General features: G+C 60.2%; 21 protein-coding genes and 2 pseudogenes. 6 read left to right on the forward strand and 17 right to left on the reverse strand.

Annotated features, from left to right (window positions below; all coding sequences use genetic code 11):
- Positions 1-25: 25 nt before the first annotated feature.
- A complete protein-coding gene (rlmE, locus tag ACPDZI_RS16390; protein ID WP_011707081.1) occupies positions 26-655 on the reverse strand; it encodes a 23S rRNA (uridine(2552)-2'-O)-methyltransferase RlmE in 630 nt (209 codons plus the stop codon).
- Between the two features lie 97 nt (positions 656-752).
- On the opposite strand from rlmE, the gene yhbY reads away from it, so the two are divergent.
- Together yhbY and ACPDZI_RS16400 are read left to right on the forward strand one after the other, a co-directional pair.
- A complete protein-coding gene (yhbY, locus tag ACPDZI_RS16395) occupies positions 753-1,049 on the forward strand; it encodes a ribosome assembly RNA-binding protein YhbY (protein ID WP_005298134.1) in 297 nt (98 codons plus the stop codon).
- Positions 1,050-1,153: 104 nt separating this feature from the next.
- Positions 1,154-1,748 (forward strand): annotated as a pseudogene (locus tag ACPDZI_RS16400) (PilZ domain-containing protein).
- 47 nt (positions 1,749-1,795) lie between these two features.
- Here ACPDZI_RS16400 and greA read toward each other — a convergent pair.
- The 3 genes from greA to pomA form a co-directional block, all read right to left on the reverse strand.
- Positions 1,796-2,272, reverse strand: coding sequence for a transcription elongation factor GreA (gene greA / locus ACPDZI_RS16405; RefSeq protein ID WP_011707083.1), 477 nt, complete (start codon positions 2,270-2,272; stop codon positions 1,796-1,798).
- 154 nt (positions 2,273-2,426) lie between these two features.
- Positions 2,427-3,326, reverse strand: coding sequence for a flagellar motor protein MotB (locus ACPDZI_RS16410; protein ID WP_076360425.1), 900 nt, complete (start codon positions 3,324-3,326; stop codon positions 2,427-2,429).
- 8 nt (positions 3,327-3,334) lie between these two features.
- A complete protein-coding gene (gene pomA / locus ACPDZI_RS16415) occupies positions 3,335-4,093 on the reverse strand; it encodes a flagellar motor protein PomA (protein WP_076360426.1) in 759 nt (252 codons plus the stop codon).
- A 220-nt stretch (positions 4,094-4,313) separates the two neighbouring features.
- Here pomA and xseB point away from each other — a divergent pair, with 220 nt between their 5' ends.
- From xseB to dxs, 3 genes are read left to right on the forward strand one after another with little or no spacing between them, the layout of a single operon-like run.
- The gene (xseB, locus tag ACPDZI_RS16420) at positions 4,314-4,565 is read left to right on the forward strand and encodes an exodeoxyribonuclease VII small subunit (protein WP_024944269.1); all 252 of its coding nucleotides are present in this window, start codon (positions 4,314-4,316) and stop codon (positions 4,563-4,565) included.
- Entirely contained in the window at positions 4,566-5,456 is an 891-nt protein-coding gene (gene ispA, locus ACPDZI_RS16425) for a (2E,6E)-farnesyl diphosphate synthase (RefSeq protein ID WP_268013546.1), read from the forward strand. It begins immediately after the preceding gene.
- A 21-nt stretch (positions 5,457-5,477) separates the two neighbouring features.
- The gene (dxs, locus tag ACPDZI_RS16430; RefSeq protein ID WP_029304284.1) at positions 5,478-7,343 is read left to right on the forward strand and encodes a 1-deoxy-D-xylulose-5-phosphate synthase; all 1,866 of its coding nucleotides are present in this window, start codon (positions 5,478-5,480) and stop codon (positions 7,341-7,343) included.
- Positions 7,344-7,421: 78 nt separating this feature from the next.
- On the opposite strand, the gene ACPDZI_RS16435 is transcribed toward dxs, so the two are convergent.
- The 8 genes from ACPDZI_RS16435 to ribH all read right to left on the reverse strand — a co-directional run bounded on the left by ACPDZI_RS16435 (position 7,422) and on the right by ribH (position 15,712).
- The gene (locus ACPDZI_RS16435) at positions 7,422-8,363 is read right to left on the reverse strand and encodes an ABC transporter permease (protein WP_202009169.1); all 942 of its coding nucleotides are present in this window, start codon (positions 8,361-8,363) and stop codon (positions 7,422-7,424) included.
- A 3-nt stretch (positions 8,364-8,366) separates the two neighbouring features.
- A complete protein-coding gene (locus tag ACPDZI_RS16440) occupies positions 8,367-9,341 on the reverse strand; it encodes an ABC transporter permease (protein WP_010633104.1) in 975 nt (324 codons plus the stop codon).
- Positions 9,342-9,440: 99 nt separating this feature from the next.
- Positions 9,441-10,997 carry an ABC transporter substrate-binding protein gene (locus ACPDZI_RS16445; RefSeq protein ID WP_017409295.1) on the reverse strand — a complete coding sequence of 519 codons (1,557 nt, stop codon included), beginning with the start codon at positions 10,995-10,997 and terminating at the stop codon, positions 9,441-9,443.
- Between the two features lie 70 nt (positions 10,998-11,067).
- Entirely contained in the window at positions 11,068-12,792 is a 1,725-nt protein-coding gene (locus ACPDZI_RS16450) for a dipeptide ABC transporter ATP-binding protein (RefSeq protein ID WP_011707092.1), read from the reverse strand.
- Positions 12,793-13,302: 510 nt separating this feature from the next.
- Positions 13,303-13,797, reverse strand: coding sequence for a phosphatidylglycerophosphatase A family protein (locus ACPDZI_RS16455; protein ID WP_101614013.1), 495 nt, complete (start codon positions 13,795-13,797; stop codon positions 13,303-13,305).
- Positions 13,794-14,753 carry a thiamine-phosphate kinase gene (gene thiL, locus ACPDZI_RS16460; RefSeq protein ID WP_438833490.1) on the reverse strand — a complete coding sequence of 320 codons (960 nt, stop codon included), beginning with the start codon at positions 14,751-14,753 and terminating at the stop codon, positions 13,794-13,796. The genes ACPDZI_RS16455 and thiL overlap by 4 nt, the downstream gene beginning before the upstream one ends.
- A gap of 60 nt (positions 14,754-14,813) precedes the next feature.
- On the reverse strand, positions 14,814-15,227 hold the full coding sequence (nusB, locus tag ACPDZI_RS16465; RefSeq protein ID WP_011707095.1) for a transcription antitermination factor NusB: 414 nt from the start codon (positions 15,225-15,227) through the stop codon (positions 14,814-14,816).
- 14 nt (positions 15,228-15,241) lie between these two features.
- The gene (gene ribH / locus ACPDZI_RS16470) at positions 15,242-15,712 is read right to left on the reverse strand and encodes a 6,7-dimethyl-8-ribityllumazine synthase (RefSeq protein WP_016351731.1); all 471 of its coding nucleotides are present in this window, start codon (positions 15,710-15,712) and stop codon (positions 15,242-15,244) included.
- 197 nt (positions 15,713-15,909) lie between these two features.
- Here ribH and ACPDZI_RS16475 point away from each other — a divergent pair, with 197 nt between their 5' ends.
- Positions 15,910-17,121: a S1 family peptidase gene (locus ACPDZI_RS16475; protein ID WP_207136617.1), complete on the forward strand. Its 1,212-nt coding sequence runs from the start codon at positions 15,910-15,912 to the stop codon at positions 17,119-17,121.
- Between the two features lie 63 nt (positions 17,122-17,184).
- Here the strand turns inward: ACPDZI_RS16475 and ribBA are convergent, their stop codons facing one another.
- The 5 genes and pseudogenes from ribBA to ACPDZI_RS16500 all read right to left on the reverse strand — a co-directional run bounded on the left by ribBA (position 17,185) and on the right by ACPDZI_RS16500 (position 21,255).
- Positions 17,185-18,294 (reverse strand): bifunctional 3,4-dihydroxy-2-butanone-4-phosphate synthase/GTP cyclohydrolase II, encoded by a 1,110-nt coding sequence (gene ribBA / locus ACPDZI_RS16480; protein WP_016351734.1) that lies wholly within the window; start codon positions 18,292-18,294, stop codon positions 17,185-17,187.
- 141 nt (positions 18,295-18,435) lie between these two features.
- Positions 18,436-19,089, reverse strand: a complete 654-nt coding sequence (locus ACPDZI_RS16485) for a riboflavin synthase (RefSeq protein ID WP_276846548.1) — start codon at positions 19,087-19,089, stop codon at positions 18,436-18,438.
- 54 nt (positions 19,090-19,143) lie between these two features.
- A pseudogene (ribD, locus tag ACPDZI_RS16490) lies at positions 19,144-20,254 on the reverse strand (bifunctional diaminohydroxyphosphoribosylaminopyrimidine deaminase/5-amino-6-(5-phosphoribosylamino)uracil reductase RibD).
- A gap of 96 nt (positions 20,255-20,350) precedes the next feature.
- Positions 20,351-20,800 (reverse strand): transcriptional regulator NrdR, encoded by a 450-nt coding sequence (gene nrdR / locus ACPDZI_RS16495; RefSeq protein ID WP_010675395.1) that lies wholly within the window; start codon positions 20,798-20,800, stop codon positions 20,351-20,353.
- 122 nt (positions 20,801-20,922) lie between these two features.
- Positions 20,923-21,255 (reverse strand): NIPSNAP family protein, encoded by a 333-nt coding sequence (locus tag ACPDZI_RS16500; RefSeq protein WP_268032279.1) that lies wholly within the window; start codon positions 21,253-21,255, stop codon positions 20,923-20,925.
- Positions 21,256-21,328: the final 73 nt, after the last annotated feature.

Genomic DNA, 21,328 nt, shown 5'->3' on the forward strand with positions numbered 1-21,328 from the left:
ACAGTTAACGATGAAGGTTAGGGTACTACAGTTTAAAACCGGTAGCCACAATGTAGACTTCTCGTGAACGAGCACGAGATGAGTCTGGTTTACGAATCTTGACGGCAGTGAAAAGTTTACGGATTTCATTGAGATAGATATCAAACCCCTCCCCCTGGAACACCTTGACCACGAAGCTGCCGTTGGCCCGCAGGACCTGATTGCACATGTCCAGCGCCAGTTCGACCAGATACATGGAACGGGCCTGATCCACCTGCTGGGTACCGCTCATGTTGGGCGCCATGTCGGACATGACGACGTCAACCTTGTCAGGACCTACCCGTTCAAGCAGGGCGCCCAATACAGTTTCCTCCCGAAAGTCGCCCTGAAGGAAATCGACACCGGCGATGGAATCCATCGGCAGAATATCGCAGGCGATCACCCGGCCCTTGTCACCGACCTGGTCGATGGCAAACTGGGACCAGCCACCGGGGGCCGCCCCCAGATCCACCACCGTCATGCCCGGCTTGAGCAGTTTGTCCTTGCCCTGGATCTCGTCGATCTTGAACACGGCACGGGATCTCAGTCCCAACTTCTGGGCTTTTTTGACGTATTGATCGTCAAAATGCTCTTTTAACCAGCGGGTTGAACTGGGGGAATGTTTTTTCTGGGTCATGATCGTCGACTTTAAAAAACCACAAGGGTTATTAGTATTAAGGGCTAAGTGGGGGTAGAATACGCCCCTTTCAACCCTGACTTATGAAGAAATTGCCATGATTCTCAACAATAAACAGAAACAGTACCTCAAGGGCCTTGCCCACAGTCTGAAGCCGGTCGTCCTGCTGGGACAACACGGTCTGACCGAAGGTGTGCTGGCCGAGATCGATCTGGCGCTCAACCACCACGAGCTGATCAAGGTTAAGGTTGCGTCTGAAGATCGTGAGATGAAACAGCTGGTTATGGATGCCATCGTCCGTGAAACCGGCGCGGTGAAAGTACAGAGCATCGGCCACGTGCTGACCATCTATCGTCAGGCCAACGAGCCGAAAATCCAACTGCCCCGCAAGTAACAGGAAAGAGCATCGCTCTTTCCTTCATTTCCCCTCTTCCCAAGTCGCTTGCCAAAGTAGTCGCCAGGCCCTTAACCTGCGATGAATACTCGTGGATACCCGCTATGGATCACCATCAGATTCTCACCGAAGATGAACTGGCCATGCTACGGGACTTGGGAAGCGATCAGGAGACGGGCCGCCGGTCAATCCCTGAGCGGTTATCTCGCCACTCCCCTGCTAGGCCTGCTACAACGCGCCGACCAGCTGGTGCTGGAAGCCCGTTTTGCCGGACATCAGCTCCGTTTTCCGCTGCGCTTCACTCAAGGGGATGATGGCTTCGTCGAGCCACGCATCGCCGCCCCCATCATAAAGGAGCTGGGTTATCCCCATCCGCGCACCTGGCGACTGGATGAGAAGGCCAGTTTCAGGATGGGTGAGCACGAGTATCTGGTGCACAGCCTGTCGCTCGATGGTCTGGTCGTCGAGGGCCTGCCACCCGGACTGGCCGTCGGCGCAACCTTGACGGGCAGCCTGCTCATCGAGGATCTAGCCCCCCTGCCGCTCAGCGCAGAGCTGGTCAGGCACATTCATCGTCGCAACGGCATCCAGGGCTGGGCACTGCATTTCCAGATGGCCAAACCGGACCTTGAACTGCTGCGCAACTGGATGTTCCAGCGTCATCAGGACGCCTTCACCCAGGCTTACCAGCCCCGCTAAATACAAACAGGGGAGCCGGGGCTCCCCTGTTCTGGCATCAACCTACCTCAGAGGTAGGCAACTTCCAGGATCTCGTACTCCACATCGCCTGCCGGCGTCTTGACGATGGCCACATCGTCCACTTCCTTGCCGATCAGAGCACGGGCGATGGGGGAATTCACGGAGATCATGTTCTGTTTGATGTCCGCCTCGTCGTCGCCCACGATACGGTAGACCACCTCTTCTTCCGTCTCGCTCTTGAGCAGAGTCACGGTTGCCCCGAAGATGACGCGACCATTGTTGGTCATCTTGGTGATGTCGATCACCTGGGCGTTGGAGAGCTTGCTCTCGATTTCCTGGATACGGCCTTCACAGAAGCCTTGCTGCTCGCGGGCAGCATGGTATTCGGCGTTTTCTTTCAGATCACCATGTTCACGGGCATCTGCAATCGCTTCGATAATCTGCGGACGCAGCTCGGTCTTGAGATATTCGAGCTCTTCACGCAGCTTTTCAGCGCCGCGAACAGTCATCGGAGTATGATTCATAGTCGAAACCTGGGTTGCTTGAAAAGAGAAGCTGCGGCTATCAGAGAGAGCCGCAGCTGTCGGTTCGGATGAGGCATCTTAATATGAAGCCGGCACAAAATCCATGTCAGTCCCTGCGAGCGGGATCGCGCTTTCTCATCAGAATTTGCCGGAACTATTTCTGCTCCTGCGCGCTGATCGGGGCTGACACCGTCGGTTTGCCCTGCATGATGGAGATCTCCACCCGTCGGTTCATGCGACGGTTTTCCGGGCTGGTGTTGGGCACCAGCGGCTGGGAATCGGCCATGCCCTGTACCACCAGCCGGCCACCATCGAAGCCGGGCACCTTGATCATCTGGTGGGCCACCGCCACCGCCCGCTGGGAGGAGAGCTCCCAGTTGGACTGGAACAGCTCATCCTCGGTGGCCACATTGTCGGTATGACCCGAGATAGTGATCTCACCGGGCACATCCTTGAGCAGAGCCGCCACCTTGCGCACCACCGGCCAGAACTGGGGCTGCAGGAAGGCCGAACCTGCCGGGAAGGCTGCCTTTTCCCGGATCCGGATGATAATCTGCTGGCCCAGCGCCTCCACTTCGATGGCGCCGTCCTGGATCTGCGCCTTCATCTGATCCGCCAGTGCCTTGGCCAGCGCGTTGGACTGCTCCTGCTGCTGTTGTTTCTGCGCTTCCTGCTGAGTGTCGCCCCCTACCAGCTTATCCTCGCTCTTGTCATGACCGCCGGCCTTGTCGGCATCGCCGGGCTGGAAATCCAGCTCGGTCTGGGTCATGTCAATGGTCTGCTGCATGATGGTATCGATAGGGGTTGGCTCGGGACGACCCGGTCTGAACTCCTGCGCGATGACAGAGGTTCCCTTGGGGATATCTTTCACCTCGAGAATATTCTGCACCCCAAACGCCTTCTCCATGGAGCCGGCAATCTGCTTGAACTTCTGCACATCCATCTCGGCAAACGAGAGCAACAGCACGAAGAAGCACATCAATAGCGACATCAGATCGGCGAAAGTACCCATATAGCCAGGCAACCCGGGTGGTGGGCACTTGCAATCAGACATAAGGCCCCCTACTCGCTGCCATTGTTGCGTTTGGACTGGTTCAGGTAATTCTGCAGCATGGACTGGATCACCCGCGGGTTTTGGCCATCCTGAATGCCCATGATGGCGTCCAGCACCAGGCAGCGACTCAGCTTCTCCTCACCGCTGCGCAGTTCCAGCTTGTCGGCGATGGGGATGGCAAGCATGTTAGCCTCAATCGCCCCGTACAGGGTGGTAAGCAAGGCCACCGCCATGGCCGGGCCGATGGATTTGGGGTCGCTCATGTTGGCCAGCATGGCCACCAACCCCACCAGAGTACCGATCATCCCCATGGCCGGCCCCAGATCTCCGAGGGTACGAAACACCTTGATGGCGATGGCATGGCGCTCGGAGGTGAGTTCGATATCTTTTTCCATCACCGCACGGATGACGTCGGCGTCATGACCGTCCACCAGCATGTCGATGCCCTTCTTCATGAAGGCATTGGGTACTTCAGCCGCCTCCAGCGCCAGAAAACCGCCCTTGCGAGCCGCATCAGCCAGCTCGACCGCCTTGACGATCAGGTCGTCAAGCTTGTCACCCTTGTAGATGAACGCCTTGCCAGCCACCTTGAACGCCATCAGGAACTGGCCGAGGTTGAACTTCATCATGGCGATGAAGATGGACCCGAGAATAGTGATATAGACCGAAGGCATGTCCACATACATGCTCATGGGTCCACCCAACAGCATGCCGTACACCACCACCCCAAATCCCAGCACTATGCCAATCAGACTACCTAGATCCACATCCCTACTCCTGTCAGCTGAAATTTGTTGTATCTGCAGTTTGTTGAATTTTCTGCTATTGGCTCATCAGCGGCAAGGGTTGCCACAACATTCCCCGTTCAGAAGATGGCTTATTATCGGCCACTTTTCCGAGAGTTTAAGCCGACAGCATTTTTCTGCCTCCCCCCTGCCCGTCGTCGATGTTAAGATAAGCCGTTTTTTTCAATCCCCGAGGATGGACATGGCCAGTAAAAAAATCGACCGCCTGAGTTTTGATGCCACTCTGGAAGAGCTGGAAACCATAGTTCATCAACTGGAACAGGGCTCTCTGCCGCTGGAAGAGGCCCTCAAGCAGTTTGAGCAGGGCATTCATCTGGTGCGGGCCGGCCAGCAGAAGCTGGAGCTGGCCGAGCAGAAGATCCAGATCCTGCTGACTCAGGCCGATGGCAGCGAGCAAGCAGTCCCCTTCCAGCCAGAGCAAGGAGAGGAGTGAGTGACGCTGGACGATTTTTCCCGCCTGCACCGGCAACGTATTGACGACTGTCTGTCTGCACAACTTGAATCCTTGCCTGCCATGGCTCCCCGCCTGCGCGATGCCATGCGTTACGGTCTGCTGCTGGGCGGCAAGCGGGTGCGCCCCTTCCTGGTCTACGCCGTCGGCGAGATGCTGGGCGTAAAGAACGAACTGCTGGACGGCCCGGCCGCCGCGGTAGAGTGCATCCACGCCTACTCCCTGCTGCACGACGATCTGCCCGCCATGGACAACGACGATCTGCGTCGCGGTCAGCCGACGGTACACAAGGCATTTGATGAAGGCACCGCCATTTTGGCTGGCGACGCTCTGCAGACCCTGGCCTTCACCATTCTGGCCGATCACCCGATGCCGGATTCGCTGCAGGCCAATCGGGTACGGATGCTGAGCCGGCTGGCCCGCGCCTCGGGTTATCTCGGCATGTGCGGTGGCCAGGCGCTGGATCTGCAGGCAGAAGGTCGCCAGATCACCCTCGTCGAGCTGGAACAGGTACACCGCCACAAGACCGGGGCCCTCATCGAGTGTGCCGTGGCGCTTGGCGCCCTGTGCAAGGCCGACGTGGATGACGCCACTCTGAGCGCGCTGCAAACCTATGCCGCCGCCATCGGTCTCGCCTTCCAGGTGCAGGATGACATCCTCGACATCACGGGCGATACCGCCACCCTCGGCAAGCGACAAGGCTCTGATCTGGCGCTGGAAAAGAGTACCTATCCGGCACTGCTGGGGCTCGACAACGCCCGTGAGCTGGCTCGCGAACTGCATGGTAAAGCCTTAACAGCCTTGCAATCTTTGCCCTACAATACCGACATTCTGGAAGCGTTTGCCGATTACATCATCGAGCGAACCCACTAAACGCTGGATAACAGTAACAATATGAGCGTTGATATAAGCAATTTCCCCAACCTGGCCCTCGCGGATACGCCGGTCGAGTTGCGATCCCTGCCCTTCGAGCGACTGCCCGTACTGTGCAACGAACTGCGTGAATATCTGCTGCGTTCGGTGAGTCGCTCCAGTGGCCATCTTGCCTCCGGGCTCGGCACCGTCGAACTGACGGTGGCGCTGCACTACGTCTACAACACCCCGTTCGATCGGCTGGTGTGGGACGTGGGCCACCAGGCTTATCCCCACAAGATCCTCACCGGTCGCCGCGATCGGATGCAGAGCATTCGCCAGAAAGACGGTCTGCACCCCTTCCCCTGGCGTGGCGAGAGCGAATATGACGTGCTCTCGGTCGGCCACTCCAGCACCTCCATCGGGGCGGCGCTCGGCATGGCCGTGGCGGCCGAAAGCGAAGGGCTTGGCCGCAAGGTGGTGGCCGTGATCGGCGATGGCGCCATCACCGCCGGCATGGCGTTCGAGGCGCTCAATCACGCCGGCGATGTCCACAAGGACATGCTGGTGGTGCTCAACGACAACGAGATGTCCATCTCCGAAAATGTCGGGGCTCTGAACAACCACCTGGCCCGCATCATGTCTGGCAAGCTCTACACCACCATCCGCGAGGGTGGCAAGAAGGTGCTGGCCGGCCTGCCGCCGGTCAAGGAGCTGGCCAAGCGGGCCGAGGAACACCTCAAGGGAATGGTGGTGCCCGGTACCCTGTTCGAGGAGTTCGGCTTCAACTACATTGGCCCCATCGACGGCCACGACATCAACGCCCTGGTCGAGACCCTGCGCAACATGCGCAACCTCAAGGGGCCGCAGCTGCTGCACGTCAAGACCAAGAAGGGCAAGGGCTATGAGCCCGCCGAGAAGGACCCCATCGGTTATCACGGCGTGCCCAAGTTCAATCCGGACGAGTGCACCCTGCCCAAGGCGAGCGGCGGCAAGCCGAGCTTCTCCGCCATCTTCGGCCAGTGGCTGTGCGACATGGCGGCCAAGGATGAGCGGCTGGTCGGCATCACCCCGGCCATGCGCGAAGGCTCCGGCCTGGTGAAGTTCAGCCAGCAGTATCCGGATCGCTACTTCGACGTGGCCATCGCCGAGCAGCACGCGGTCACCTTCGCCGCCGGTCTTGCCATCGCCGACCAGAAGCCGGTGGTCGCCATCTACTCGAGCTTCCTGCAGCGGGCCTACGACCAGCTGATCCACGATGTGGCGCTGCAAGAGCTGCCGGTGCTGTTCGCCATCGACCGGGCCGGTCTGGTTGGTGCCGACGGCCCCACCCATCAGGGGGCGTTCGACATCAGCTTCCTGCGCACCGTGCCCAACATGGTGATCATGACCCCATCCGACGAGAACGAATGCCGTCAGATGCTCTACACCGGCTACCAGTGCAACGGGCCGGCGGCGGTACGCTACCCCCGCGGCAGCGGTACCGGCATCCAGGTCGAGAGCGAGATGCAGGCGCTGGCGCTCGGTAAGGGCCGCATTGTCCGTCAGGGCAAGGGCACCGCCATCCTGGCGTTTGGCACCCTGCTGCAACAGGCCAAAGCGGCAGCCGAGGCGCTCGATGCCACCCTGGTGGACATGCGTTTCGTCAAGCCGATGGACGAGGCCCTGGTGCTCTCCTTGGCCGCGACCCACGATCAGTTCGTCACCCTTGAGGACAACGCCATCATGGGTGGCGCCGGCTCTGCGGTGAACGAGCTGCTGATGCGCAGCAAACAGTGCAAGCCGGTGCTCAACCTCGGCCTGCCGGATCGCTTCGTCGAACAGGGTACCCAGGAGGAGATCTATGCTCTGCTGGGGCTCGATGGTGCCGGCATCCAGCGCAGTATCGAGCAGTGGCTGCAGGCTTGACCCCTCAGCACACACAGCAAAAGGGCGCCGTTATGGCGCCCTTTTTGTTTGTCTGTCTCGTTGGTTTATCTGTGACCATCAGCCCTTGTAGAGCTTGGGATTGAACACATCCCGCAGCCAGTCACCCAACAGGTTGATAACCAGCACCAACACCACCAGGCAGATGCCCGGGAAGGCGGTGATCCACCAGGAACCGGAGAAGATGTAGTTGAAGCCCACGCTGATGAGCGAGCCCAGCGACGGCTGATCCACCGGCATCCCCAGACCTAGGAAGGAGAGCGCCGCCTCGCTCATGATGGCGTTGGCCACCTGCACCGTGGAGATGACCAGGATCGGCGACAGGCAGTTGGGCAGAATGTGGCGGAACATGATGCGCGGGGCACGAAAGCCCATCACCTTGGCCGCTTCCACATACTCCTTCTTCTTCTCCGCCAGCACCGAGGCGCGCACGGTTCGGGCGTACTGCGGCCACTCGGCGATACCGATGATCACCACCAGCATCAAGATGGCGAACTTCGAGTAGAACTCGGAACCAAACGTAGCCTGAAAGATGGCGGAGATGATGATCGCCACCATCATGGTGGAGAACGACAGCTGCACGTCGGCAAAGCGCATCAGCAGGCTGTCGATGCGGCCACCGAAGTAACCGGCGATGAGGCCGATGACGATGCCGAGCACCAGCTGCAGCGCCACTGCGAACAGACCTATGGTGAGCGAGATACGGGCGCCATAGAGGATGGTGCTCCAGATATCCCGACCCTGGTTGTCGGTACCGAGCCAGAAACGCTCTTCGCCCCCAGCCAGCCAGGAGGGCGGCAATTCGGCATCCATCAGATCGAAGCTGGTCTGGTCATAGACGTTGTACGGGGCCAGCCAGGGTGCCAGCAGCGCCGCCAGTACGAACACCACGAACACCGCAAAGCTGAACATGGCTACCTTGTCCCGCAGGAAGTAGTAGACGATGTCGGAATTTTTAAAACGTGCCCAACGGCTTGGGCTTGCAGTTACAGCATTAGTCATCTGTTACCCCTTGGCGGTCAGGTTGACGGTCGGGTTGATCAACCCGTAAAGCAGGTCGACCAGGGTATTGGTCACCACGAAAATGAGCCCGACGAAGATGACGTAGGCGGTGATGAGGGGCGTATCGACCCGGTGGATCGCCTCGAGGAACAGGAAACCGGTCCCCGGCCACTGGAACACGCTCTCGGTCAGGATGGTGTAGGCCACCATGGTGCCGATCTGCACACCACCGACGGTAATGACCGGCAGCATGGTGTTCTTCAGAGCGTGCTGATAGTAGACCTTGTTGTTGTCGAGCCCCTTGGCACGGGCGAACTTGACGTACTCGGAGGAGAGCTGCTCCAGCATCTCGGAGCGCACCAGCCGGATGAACAGCGGCAGCATGATGGAGGAGAGCGCCACGCAGGGCAGGATCAAATGCTTGATGCCGTCCCAGGTAAAGAAGCCCGACTCCCAGCCCAGCAGGTTGTAGGTTTCGCCGCGGCCATAGGCTGGCAGCCAGCCCAGCTGGATGGAGAAGAGGTACATCAACATGATGGCGGTCAGGAACACCGGGATCGAGATGCCGATGCTGCTCCCCGCCATGATGATCTTGGTCGGTATGCTGTGCGGGCGGATCGCCGAGTAGACCCCAAGCGGAATGGAGACCACCACGATGATCAGCGCAGCGCCAAACACCAGCTCAAGAGTAGCCACCAGCTTGTCGAGGATAACCTCGAGAGCGGGTCGCTTGAAGAAGTAGGAAGTACCCAGATCCCCGTGTACCGCGTTCTTCAAGAAGCGGCTGTATTTGACGAGGAAAGGATCGTTGAGGCCCATCTTCTCGCGCAATTCGTGGCGCTGGGCTTCGGAGACGGATTGTCCCACCAGCTCGCGCAGCGGATCCCCCAGGTTGTCCTGGATGGAGAAGGCGACCAGGCTGATGACGAACATCACTATCACGGCCTGATAGAACCGTTTCAGCAGGAATGTAAACATGCTTGTCCTTCTACGTGGCCTGTGTCATGGCACAGGCTTCTGTTAGCAGGCGGGGTGGCCGGCTGACCACCCCGCCCCGTCCTTCCTTGCAACCTTCGCTTACTTGCCGACCACCAGGTCACCCAGGTAAGGGAAGTTCATTACGTTGACCACCGGCTTGATGTCGGCGTTCTTCTTGGCGCCGTAGGCCAGATCTTCCCAGTGCAGCGGCACGTAGGCGGCGTCGTCGATCAACATGGCTTCGACCTTCTTCAGCATCTCGGCACGCTTGGCCGGATCGGTCTCGGCGTTGGCCTGTTCGACCAGCTTGTCAGCCTCGGCGTTGGCATAACCGGCGCAGTTGTACTGGCCCATGCCGGTCTTGGCATCCTTGGTGAAGGTCAGGAACTCGAAGAAGTTCGCACTGTCTTCGGTGTCGGAGTGCCAGCCGATCAGCTGCATGTCCGCGGCGCACTTGTCAAACTCAGGCCAGTACTGGGCCACCGGCATGGTCTTCAGATCCACCTTGATGTTGATCTTGGCCAGCATGGCGGAGACGGCCTGGGCAATCTTGACGTCGTTGACGTAGCGGGCAGCCGGGGAGATGAAGCTCATCTTGAAGCCCTGCTCATAGCCCGCTTCCTTCATCAGCTGCTTGGCCTTGGCCAGATCATACTGGGGCTTGAGCGCCTCGTTGTGACCGGCATAGCCTTTCGGGCTCAGCTGGCCGGCAGGGGTACCGAAGCCTTTGTTGATCTTCTCGACGATACCCACCTGGTTGATGGCGTAGTTGATCGCCTGACGCACGCGCTTGTCTTTCAGCGCCGGGTTGGTGTTCTGGTTCAGCTCGATGATGATGGCGCGGGTACCGGACAGGGTCACCAGCTGGGTGTCCTTGCCGTTCTTCACGCGCTCCAGATCGTTCGGCGCAACCGGGTAGATCACGTCCACATCGCCACCCAGCAGGGCCGCCACGCGGGTGGCGTCTTCCTTGATCGGCACCACGGTCAGGTTGTCGACGTTGCCCTTGGAGGCTTTGTCCCAGTAGTTGGCGTTGCGGGTGTACTCCAGCTTCACGCCCTGCTCGCGGAACTTGACGCTGAACGGGCCGGTACCGGAGACGTGGGTGGAAGCGTAGGAGTCGCCGTTCTTGACGATCTCGGCCTTGTCTTTGCCCGCCTCGGTCTTGCCTGTATAGAACTTGGAGTCCATCGGGAAGATATAGGTGACGGTCTGCAGCACCAGCGGGAACGGCTTGGCGGTGACGAGATCGACGGTGTACTCATCGACCTTCTTCACTTCGGCGATGGGGTCGAAGATGGCCTTGAAGTCGACGGAGGACTTCAGACGGTTGACGGTCCACACCACGTCATCGGCGGTGAAGTCGTTGCCGGAGTGGAACTTGACACCCTTGCGCAGGAAGAAGCGCACGGTCTTGTCGTCGATGCGCTCATACTTCTCGGCCAGACGCGGCTCGAATTTCAGGTCCTGGGTGTAACGCATCAGCGGATCGAACACCAGGTGGGACATCTCCAGGGTCTGACCGGAGAGCTGCTCCTGCGGGTCCAGCGAGGTGGCGTCGGAGGCGACGGCGACCTTGATGTCGACGGCGGAAACGTTAAAAGCGAAACCGGCGGCAAACAGCGCCAGGGCAATCTTGGATAATCCTTTCTTCATGTCTTTCTCCATGCTTTTGGCTTTTTATTGACACTTTTTTTGACAAGCAGAGCGGCGGGCCGCCCCTTTCCTAGCTTGCGATTTCCAGCCCCTCGCGGGACATTCCCTTGAACTCCGGCATGAGGGAGATCAGCTTGCGGCTGTACTCATGCTCAGCATTGGTAAAGAGTTTCTCGGTCTCCGCCACTTCCACCAGATGGCCGTGCTGCATCACCCCGATGCGATCGCACATCTGGCGGATCACCGGCAGATCGTGGCTGATGAACAGCATGGTGAGGCCAAGCTCCTGCTGCAGATCCTTGAGCAGGTTGAGGATCTGGGCCTGTACCGACACATCCAGCGCCGAGGTGGGCTCGTCGCAGATGAGGAAGCGTGGCCGGGTCGCCAGGGCGCGGGCAATGGAGATGCGCTGACGCTGGCCGCCGGAGAATTCATGGGGATACTTGACCCCGGCACCACGGCCAAGGCCGACGTGATCCAGCAGATCCCCAACGATCCCCTCGATCTGGCTCTCGCTGCCGGCCAGCTTATGAAAGCGGATCGGCTCGGCGATGATGTCGCGCACCTTCATGCGCGGGTTCATCGAGGAGTAGGGATTCTGGAACACCATCTGCATCTGGCGACGCAGCGGGCGACGCTCATGCTCACCCTTGAGCGCGGTCAGATCGATCCCCTCGAAAAAGATCTTGCCGGTATCGGGCGGATAGAGGCCGGTGATGGCACGGGCGATGGTGGACTTGCCGGAGCCAGACTCCCCCACCAGGCCGAAGGTTTCACCCTCGAAGATCTCGAAGCTGATGTTGTTGCAGGCCCGCACATACTGGCGGCGGCTCGGGAACAGGGAATCCTTAGTGACGAACTTCAGATCCACGTTTTCCACCCGCAGCAGCGCCCCTTCATAGGCGCGCTCGTCCTGACTCTGGCCAAGCCAGTGAGTCTTGAGATCGATGCTGGTGTCCGCCGCACCGGCGTCCTCGATATAGGAGACCAGCGGGAAGCGCACCAGCTTCACATCGGATCGGGGCACCGCCGAGATGAGGCTGCGGGTATAGGGGTGGTTGGGGCGACCCAGCACCTGTTCGGTGGTACCGAACTCCACCAGATCGCCGCGATACATCACCGCCACCTTGTCGGTGACGTTGGACACCACGCCCATGTCGTGAGTCACCAGCATGCAGCCCACCTGCCGCTCTTTGCAGAGGTTGCGGATGAGCTGAAGGATCTGATCCTGAATGGAGACGTCCAGCGCCGTGGTTGGCTCGTCGGCGATGATGAGCTCGGGGTCGCCGGAGAGGGCGATGGCAATGACCACCCGCTGGCGCATGCCGCCGGAGAACTGATGGGGATACTGCTTGATGCGCAGCTCTGGCTGCGGGATGCCCACCGCCGCCATCAGGGAAAGCGCCTTGGCAAACGCCGCCTCACGGGTGAGGTCGGTATTTGCCAGAATGGTTTCAACCAGCTGCCGTTCGACCGTGAACAGCGGATTGAGGGAGGTCATGGGGTCCTGGAAGATGAAGCCGATACGCGATCCTCGAATGGCCCGCATCTCGTTCTGGCTCTTGCCGGAGATGAGTTCGCCATTGAGATAGATGTCGCCACGGGCGATACGGCCAGGGGGGCTCAGCAGGTCGATGACGGCGTTGCCTATGGTGGACTTGCCGGCACCGGACTCGCCTACCACACCGACGATCTCGCCCTTTTCAACGGAAAAAGAGAGATCCTTCACTGCGGCCAGCACCCCGTAGCGGGAGGGATACTCGATCCGCAAGTTTTTCACTTCGAGCAAGGACATGTTTACCTCTGCGGGGGACATCCGTCCCAAATAATTCGTCCGTAAATCGGCCGCAGATGCCGGTCGTGCCGTGGGGTGATCTTGAGTGCTTGATGTGACTGCAAAACGCTCAATCCATGAGACAACGAAACCAGCGATCCGGGCGGGTTTTTTGCATTTTTTTGGAATAACCCGCGAGTAACTTAGACGGTTTGACGGCGAGTGTAAATGATCGGGTTATACAATTTCGCAATACTTTGCTCAGTCAGCAGCCAAGCCAGCAGTCATAAATCATGACTTTCATTACATATACAGACTATATGACCGATAGAATGCCTGAATGGTGCTTTTACTTTCAACAAGGACGTAACAGGCGGGAATATTCACTATTGACATAATAGTCTTAAGCTTCGAATGAGTAGTGAATATTTATGTGAAATGATTTTTTAACGGCAGCATATGCCGATGAATGAAAACTAAACAGAGATATATAGGGGGATGCCAGCATGGCGCTCCCCCTTTCTGTCACCCTCAACCCAGCCAGTATGCCAGTGATTGCATACAAAACAGGGCGAACAGGCCGGCGATGAGATCGTCCAGCATGATGCCAAGGCCGCCATGAATGCGGCGGTCAAACCAGGAGATGGGCCAGGGCTTGAGGATGTCGAACAACCGGAACAGCACGAAGCCGGCCAGCACCCACTCCCAGCCGGCCGGGGCCGCTATCATGGTGACCCCAAAACCGATCACCTCGTCCCAGACAATGGCGCCGTGATCCGGCATGCCGATGGCATCGGTGGCGCTCTGACAGATCCGGATGCCCGCCACGAAGCCCACTATCAACAGTGCGATGAACCAGGGCGTCGACAGACCGCTCACCAGCAGATAAAGGGGGATGGCGGCGAGCGTTCCCATGGTGCCCGGCGCCTTGGGCGAGAGGCCGGAGCCAAAGCCCACCGCCAGAAAGTGCAGCGGATGTTTCAGGTTCAGCCGCTTCAGCTCGGGCTTTATCGTGAACAGGCTCATGCGAAGTGGTCCCACCCTTTCAGCTCCAGTGCCACCGTTTGTTCACCCCGCAGGTAGTCGATGCCCGGCTCGCCAGCAACGATGCGGCCGATACGGGTAAACTTGACGCCGCAATTTGCCAGCGCAGTGTCCAGCGCGCCGCGATGCTCCTCCGGCACGGTGAAACAGAGCTCGTAGTCATCGCCACCGGCCAGTGCCAGCTGCCAGGCATCCTGTTCGCTCACCGCATCCTGCAGCACCGGCGAGAGCGGCAGCAGATCGAGATCAATCTGGGCCCGCACGCCGGAGGCCTCGAGGATATGGCCGAGATCCGAAGCCAACCCGTCGGAGAGATCCAGCGCACTGCCCGCCAGCCCGCGTAGGGCCTGTCCGGCCAGAATACGGGGATGGGGATGGTCGAGGCGCGGCAGCACGGCCGCCAGCTGGTTCTCGTTGAGGGTTCGCTTGGCCAGCAGATGGGAGAGCGCCAGGGCGGCATCCCCCAAGGTGCCGGTCACGTAGACCCCGTCCCCGGCCTTGGCACCGCTGCGCAGCAGGGCACGGCCAGCCGGTACCGACCCTTTCACCGACACCGTGATGGAGAGCGGGCCGCGGGTCATGTCGCCGCCTACCAACGCCACGTTGTAGTATTCGGCAAGCTCCAGGAACCCTTCGGCAAAACCGGCCACCCAGGCCTCGTTGATGGTGGGCAGGGTCAGCGCCAGCGACACCCAGCGCGGCTCGGCGCCCATGGCGGCCAGATCGGAGAGATTGACCGCCAGCGCCTTGTAGCCGAGGTCCACCGGATCCATGTCGGGAAAGAAGTGGACGCCGCTCACCAAGGTATCCGTGCTCACCGCCAGCTGGGTGTCGGGGGGCAGGGTCAGCAGGGCACAATCATCTCCAGGGCCCATCACCACGTCCTTGCGGGCGTGGGGGACCTTGAAGTACTTATCAATCAGTTCGAATTCACCCATACAGTAAAAAGCCAGCAATAAGCTGGCTCCTCTCTTAGATGCTGTTGACGGACAGCAGGATCAACGCTTGTTCAGCGACTTGATCACCTTGTCCAGTACACCGTTGACAAACTTGTGGCTGTCATCGGCAGCAAAGGATTTGGCCAACTCGATCGCTTCGTTGATGGCCACGCGCGGCGGCACATCATCACGACGGGTCAGCTCATAGGTCGCCAGACGCAGGATCGCCTTGTCCACCATGTCCACTTCTTCCAGCGGACGGGAGAGGAAAGGTGCGAAGACCTTGTCCAGCTCGTTGCAGTGGAGGGCAACCCCGAACAGCAGATCGCGGAAGTAGTTCAGGTCCACACCCTTGGTGTCCTGATCGATCTTGAACTGCTCTTCGATGTCGCCCACGTTGGCCTTGGTCATCTGCCACTGGTAGATGGCCTGGGTGGCACAATGGCGGGCCTTGCGGCGCTCGGACGGTTTCAATGCATTTCTCCTCGTTACACGTCCAGCTGTTTCAGGACGTTGATCATTTCGAGCGCGCTCAATGCTGCCTCTGCACCCTTGTTACCCGCCTTGGTACCGGCACGCTCGATGGCTTGTTCAATGTTTTCAGTGGTCAGTACGCCGAAGGCAACCGGAATTTCATATTCCATCATTACCTGGGCCATGCCCTTGCTGTTCTCGTTTGCTACCAGATCGAAGTGATAGGTGCCGCCACGGATGACGGTGCCCAACGCCACGATGGCGTCATATTGACCACTCTTGGCCAGCTTCTTGATGGCCAGGGGGATTTCGACTGCGCCCGGCACTCGCACCAGGGTCAGGTTGCTGTCCTGGACTTGACCTTGACGCTTCAGTACGTCTACCGCACCGTCCACCAGGCTTTCGTTGATGAAGCTGTTGAAACGGGCAACGACAATAGCAACGCGCGCCTCAGGAGCGGCGATATTTCCTTCGATAACCTTCATGGGAAATCCTGTCTCTGTGCAATCAAAAGGGGCCGGAGTCAAAAGTGCGCACATTCTAGCACAAAGGGGAATCGGACAAAAACATGCATCACAATTCTGGCAACGAGAGCGCAATTGACTTTTTGCTTAACTGATCCGACCTGTTAATAATACGTCACCCTACTACGGGTTAAAATAATAACACCAAGGAGTTCAGTATGTTGGATTTCAAAAGCAGCAGCGTCGCACTCGCCTGCCTGCTGCCGCTGGCCGCTCAGGCCGATGCTGGCAGCCCGCGCATCATCGGTGGCAGCGCCGTGACAGCCCCCAGCTGGATGGTAGCTATCGGCGAAGTCGTCAACGGCAATTGGAGCAATTTCTGCGGCGGCACTCTCATCGACAAGCAGTGGGTACTCACCGCAGCACACTGCGTAGCAAATGCCCAGTCCGGCCCCATGGAAGTGGCCATCGGGGTGAGTGATCTCAGCCGCCCTCACCTTCGCAGCAAGGTCGACCAGGTGCTGATGCACCCGGAGTATTACGTCAACCTGCTGACCAATCTGGGTTATCGCGACACCCCGAACGCCTCGGATGTAGCCCTGCTGCACCTTGCCACCCCCGTTACCCAGGCACCGATCGCCATCGCCGACCCCGTCATTAAGGATACCTGGCAGCAGAACACGACCATGCTGCATGCCCTGGGGTACGGTGGCATCGACCCCAGCGCGACCAAAGCCAGCCCGCAACTGCTGGCGGTGGATCTCGCCTATCGGGGAGACCGGGACTTCTGGTACGGTGACCCGACCACGACCCATATCTTCGCCGGCAAGCTGGCCGGTCAGGACACCTGCAAAGGCGACAGCGGTGGTCCGCTCACCTATGGTGGACAACTGGTCGGCGTGACCAGCTACGGGGCCTTCCCCTGCGCCACCGGCAGCGCCGGTGGCTATGTCTACGCCCCCGCCTTCAGTGACTGGATCGCCGAGCAGCAGCAAGGCGTCACCCTGACCACGGTCCGCGGCCTGATCCTGCCTTCAGGCACAAGTGGCTGGGCCGACTACCTGCTGGCCAACCGCAGCAACCAGGCGGTCACCCTGAGCGGCATCTACAGCGACGCCCCCGCCATGAGCAACGGCTGCGCTGGCCGTCTGGAAGCGGGTCAAACCTGCACCCTGCGCCTTCGCGCCGATGGCAACAATACCATCGGTACCCTGCGCGTGAAGGGCGTTGAACTCACCGCCACCAATGAACAGGGGGCGAGCCAGCGCCTTGAAGGGGCCTTGATCAGTCTCACCAGCGAGCCCACCAAGACTCCGGATACCACCACGACCACCACAACGACCACCACTTCAAGCAGTGGCGGTGGTGGCGCCACCGGATTCGCAGCCCTGTTGCTGCTGCCGCTGGCCTGGTTGCGCCGGCGCCGCTGAGGCAAAACAACAAGGGATGACCGAGGTCATCCCTTGCTTCATATTCATTTCATCACATCGGGTTTATTCGCCGACGTACTCCACCACTTCCAGGCCGAAACCGCCGAGGGCGTGGTACTTCTTCGGTGAACTCAACAGACGCATCTTGCCGACACCCAGCGCCTTGAGGATCTGGGAACCGACGCCGACCCGGCGCGAGGTGCCCTGCCACTTGGCCCCTTCTGGTGCCAACCCCTTGTCCGCCGCCTCGAACCCCTTGACCCGGGCCAGCAGCTCGGCGCCGTGGGCTTCCGCCCCCAGGATCACCAGCACCCCGCCTTCATCGGCGATGCGGGCCATGGATTTGGGCAGTGGCCAGCTGCGGGCGCTGTGGCGATCGGTCAACAGCAGATCGCTCAGCACGTCGTGCAGATGGACCCGCACCAGGGTTGGCTGCTCGGCCTGTACCTCACCCTTTTTCAGGGCGAAGTGTACCTGGTTGTCGATGGTGTCGCGGAAGGTGATGAGGTCGAACTCGCCAAACTCGGTGGGCAGCTTGCACTCGGCCACCTTCTCCACCGTGGTCTCGTGCTGGTTGCGGTATTCGATGAGGTCGGCGATGGTGCCGAGTTTGATGCCGTGCTGCTCGGCGAACAGCTCCAGATCAGGACGGCGCGCCATGGTGCCGTCTTCGTTGAGGATCTCGACGATGACGGACGCCGGCTCGTAACCGGCCAACCGGGCCAGATCGCAACCGGCCTCGGTGTGGCCGGCGCGGGTCAGCACGCCACCGTCCTGCGCCATCAGCGGGAAGATGTGGCCGGGCTGCACCAGATCGGCGGCCTTGGCATTCGGTGCGACAGCAGCCTGCACGGTCACCGCGCGGTCGGCGGCGGAAATGCCGGTGGTTACCCCTTCGGCCGCTTCAATGGTCACGGTGAAGGCGGTGGAGAACTGGGCGTTGTTGCGATCGACCATCAGCGGCAGCGCCAGCTGCTTGCAGCGATCCCGGGTCAGGGTCAGACAGATGAGCCCCCGGCCGTAGCGGGCCATGAAGTTGATATCTTCCGGGCGGACACAGGAGGCGGCCATGATGAGGTCCCCTTCGTTCTCCCTGTCTTCGTCATCCATCAGGATCACCATCTTGCCAGCCTTGATATCGGCAATGATTTCCTGGGTCGTGCTTAGCGCCATGGGCTACTCCATCAACATGCTGCGGGGATTGAGCCAGTCGGCTCGGCTTGATACTGCCTATTGTGCTCTAGATGGGGCACAGGGGGCCCCATTTCAATCGGCGCGGGATCACAGAAAAGCGTTTTTCCCGCCGAGGGGCCGTCACAGGAAACCGGACTGGGCCAGCTTTTCCAGGGTCAGGGTGGAGGCGTTGCTCTCCTCGCGCTTGCCCGTCATCAAGCGCTCCAGATAGCGGGCAATCTGATCCACCTCGAGATTGACCCTGTAGCCAGGTTTCCACTGGGCGATGGTGGTCTCCTGGGCAGTGTGGGGCACTATGGTCAGCCGGAACAGATCCCCCTGCACCGCGTTGACGGTGAGGCTGATGCCGTCCACCGCGATCGATCCCTTCTCGGCGATGTAGCGGGAGAGTTCGCCCGGCGCCTTGATCCAGTATTCGATGGCGCGGCCGCTGGACGATTTGCTCTTCACCTCGCCGATGCCGTCCACATGGCCGGAGACCAGGTGGCCACCGAGGCGGGAAGTGGGCATCAACGCCTTCTCGAGGTTGACCCGATCGCCCACCCTGGCGGTGGCGAAACCGGTGCGGGAGAGGGTTTCCAGCGACACGTCGGCGGTATAGCTCTTGTCGCCGAGCGCGATCACGGTGAGGCAGACGCCGTTGGTGGCGATGGAGTCGCCCAGCTTGACGTCGCCAAAGTCCAGGGTCGGTGCGTGCACGGTGAGGACCATGTCCTCACCCTGACGGTGCAGCTCGGCCAGGGTTCCCACCGCTTCGATAATTCCGGTAAACATGCAGATCACCTTGCTGATGATGGGGGCGGCACCGCCCCCTTTAACATTGATAAATCAGGCCAGTCTGGCCGTAATGCGGATATCCGGCCCCACCATGCGCACATCCTTGATGTTGAGCTTGGGCGCCTGGAACAGCCGGGTCAGTCCCGGCAGGTGGAACAGGCCGCGCCCTTCATCCCCCATCAGTTTGGGCGCCTGATAGAGTACCAGGTCATCCACCAACCCCTTGTCCAGCAGGGCGCCGCACAGCCGCGGTCCCGCCTCCACCAGCACAGAGTTGACGTTCTGCTTGGCCAGCAGCATGAACAGGCTGACCAGATCCAGCTTGCCGTCCAGCAGCGGTACCTCCAGCTGTTGCACCCAGGCGGGCCACTCACCGGATGCCTTGTGGCGAGCCAGCAGCACCGGGCCCTCGCTCTGGAACAGCGGCAGATCCGGGGTGAGCCGGTTTTGCGAATCGACGATGACCCGCAGCGGCTGGCGCAGGGTCTCTTTGGGGTAGCTGGCCTTGACCGAGGCTGGCAGCTCGTCCCAGCGCACGGTGAGGGAGGCGTTATCCGCCAGCACCGTCTCGGCGCTGGAGAGCACCGCATCGTGGCGAGCCCGCAGTCGCTGCACGTCGCGACGCGCCTCCGGGGAGGTGATCCACTGGCTCTCGCCGCTCGCCATGGCCGTGCGACCATCCAGGCTGGCGCCGAGCTTGACCGTCACCTGTGGAAACGCGGTGCGCATCCGCTTGAAAAAGCCCGGGTTGAGCGCCTCGGCCTCGGCGGCCAACAGGCCGAAATCGGTCTTGATGCCGGCCTCGGAGAGCATCCGCAGGCCGCGTCCACCCACCTGAGGGTTGGGATCCACCATGGCGGCGACCACACGGGTCACCCCGGCCTTGATCAGCGCCTCGGCGCAGGGCGGGGTGCGGGCCGTGATGGGAGCAGGGCTCCAGGGTCACGTAGGCGGTAGCGCCACGGGCGTTGTCACCGGCGGCATGCAGGGCGTAGACCTCGGCATGGGGCTCGCCGGCCCGCTGGTGCCAGCCCTCTCCCACCACCACGCCGGCTTTCACCAACACGGCGCCGACACAAGGGTTGGGGGCAGTGGTGTAACGGCCGCGGCGGGCCAGTTCGAGGGCCCGGCTCATCCATTGGTAATCGTCTTGACTAAACATCTGGGCTCCTCTGACAGCACATCCAGGCTTACGCAATATCGTAGGTTCGATTAGCGCAGCGTAATCGAGCGCGGCAACCTGGTTTGGAAGAAAAACTTACTTCTCCAGCTTGGCGATCTCTTCACCAAACTCGCGAATATCTTCAAAGCTGCGATAGACGGAGGCAAAGCGGATATAGGCCACCTTGTCCAGGCTCTTGAGCTCGTCCATCACCAGATTGCCCACCAGCTGGGAGGCGACTTCACGCTCGCCGGTGGCGCGCAGGCGGGACTTGATGTGGTTGACCGCCTTTTCGATGGCCTCCATGCTCACCGGGCGCTTCTCCAGCGCCCGCAGGATGCCGGCCCGCAGCTTGTCTTCGTTGAACGGCTCGCGTGAGCCATTGGACTTGATGACGCGGGGCATCACCAGCTCGGCCATTTCGAAGGTGGTAAAGCGCTCGTGGCAGAGCAGACATTCGCGACGGCGGCGCACCTGATGGCCTTCGGCCACCAGACGGGAATCGATCACCTTGGTATCTACCGCACTACAGAAAGGGCAATGCATCGGACCTCCGGCGTTGACGGAAAAGGGTGCCGGCCCCGGGGGCTGGCGCTAGGCCGGCCAGTGTAGCACGGCCATCCGGAACCGGTAAAAGCCCGTGGAAACAAGGGATGTGACAGATGCCATCAGCAACCACGGAGTGCATCAATGGCGACATCAGACAACCAGAGTACAGTATTGGCGTCGCTCTCGATTAACTCGACAATGGCTTCTCTCGGACCTGTCCGCCACGCTTCAGTGCCATAGAGTGCCGCCTGTGAGCGGTTCAATTCCTCAAGGTCATCGTAAGCCCGCATCAAAAAATAAACGTCCGGATCATGAAGGGAGGGTCCGTGATTCACCACATCCATCCCCCACTCACGATGTAGAGGCAAACTCTGCTCTGCCACCAACCGATGAAAAATCGCTCCACTCCCGGCTTTGAGCCGATAGTTCCGAATCTCTAGCACTCTCTTCACTGAGCTATCTCCTGCAATCCATCTCTTGAAAAATAGTGTTTCCGATGTTCACCCTGACTATCCAATCAACCGA

This window comes from Aeromonas oralensis, assembly GCF_049665575.1.
Lineage (GTDB): Bacteria > Pseudomonadota > Gammaproteobacteria > Enterobacterales > Aeromonadaceae > Aeromonas > Aeromonas hydrophila.

Excerpts from the sequence above, each read along its gene's own strand:
- greA (WP_011707083.1), bottom strand. The coding sequence starts at position 2,272 with ATGAATCATACTCCGATGACTGTTCGCGGCGCTGAAAAGCTGCGTGAA.
- rlmE (WP_011707081.1), bottom strand. The coding sequence starts at position 655 with ATGACCCAGAAAAAACATTCCCCCAGTTCAACCCGCTGGTTAAAAGAG.
- ribBA (WP_016351734.1), bottom strand. The coding sequence starts at position 18,294 with ATGGCGCTAAGCACGACCCAGGAAATCATTGCCGATATCAAGGCTGGC.
- ACPDZI_RS16455 (WP_101614013.1), bottom strand. The coding sequence starts at position 13,797 with ATGAGCCTGTTCACGATAAAGCCCGAGCTGAAGCGGCTGAACCTGAAA.
- nrdR (WP_010675395.1), bottom strand. The coding sequence starts at position 20,800 with ATGCATTGCCCTTTCTGTAGTGCGGTAGATACCAAGGTGATCGATTCC.
- ribH (WP_016351731.1), bottom strand. The coding sequence starts at position 15,712 with ATGAAGGTTATCGAAGGAAATATCGCCGCTCCTGAGGCGCGCGTTGCT.
- dxs (WP_029304284.1), top strand. The coding sequence starts at position 5,478 with ATGAGCGTTGATATAAGCAATTTCCCCAACCTGGCCCTCGCGGATACG.
- ACPDZI_RS16450 (WP_011707092.1), bottom strand. The coding sequence starts at position 12,792 with ATGTCCTTGCTCGAAGTGAAAAACTTGCGGATCGAGTATCCCTCCCGC.
- yhbY (WP_005298134.1), top strand. The coding sequence starts at position 753 with ATGATTCTCAACAATAAACAGAAACAGTACCTCAAGGGCCTTGCCCAC.
- ACPDZI_RS16435 (WP_202009169.1), bottom strand. The coding sequence starts at position 8,363 with ATGACTAATGCTGTAACTGCAAGCCCAAGCCGTTGGGCACGTTTTAAA.
- ACPDZI_RS16440 (WP_010633104.1), bottom strand. The coding sequence starts at position 9,341 with ATGTTTACATTCCTGCTGAAACGGTTCTATCAGGCCGTGATAGTGATG.
- ACPDZI_RS16445 (WP_017409295.1), bottom strand. The coding sequence starts at position 10,997 with ATGAAGAAAGGATTATCCAAGATTGCCCTGGCGCTGTTTGCCGCCGGT.
- ACPDZI_RS16475 (WP_207136617.1), top strand. The coding sequence starts at position 15,910 with ATGTTGGATTTCAAAAGCAGCAGCGTCGCACTCGCCTGCCTGCTGCCG.
- xseB (WP_024944269.1), top strand. The coding sequence starts at position 4,314 with ATGGCCAGTAAAAAAATCGACCGCCTGAGTTTTGATGCCACTCTGGAA.
- thiL (WP_438833490.1), bottom strand. The coding sequence starts at position 14,753 with ATGGGTGAATTCGAACTGATTGATAAGTACTTCAAGGTCCCCCACGCC.
- ACPDZI_RS16410 (WP_076360425.1), bottom strand. The coding sequence starts at position 3,326 with ATGTCTGATTGCAAGTGCCCACCACCCGGGTTGCCTGGCTATATGGGT.
- ACPDZI_RS16485 (WP_276846548.1), bottom strand. The coding sequence starts at position 19,089 with ATGTTTACCGGAATTATCGAAGCGGTGGGAACCCTGGCCGAGCTGCAC.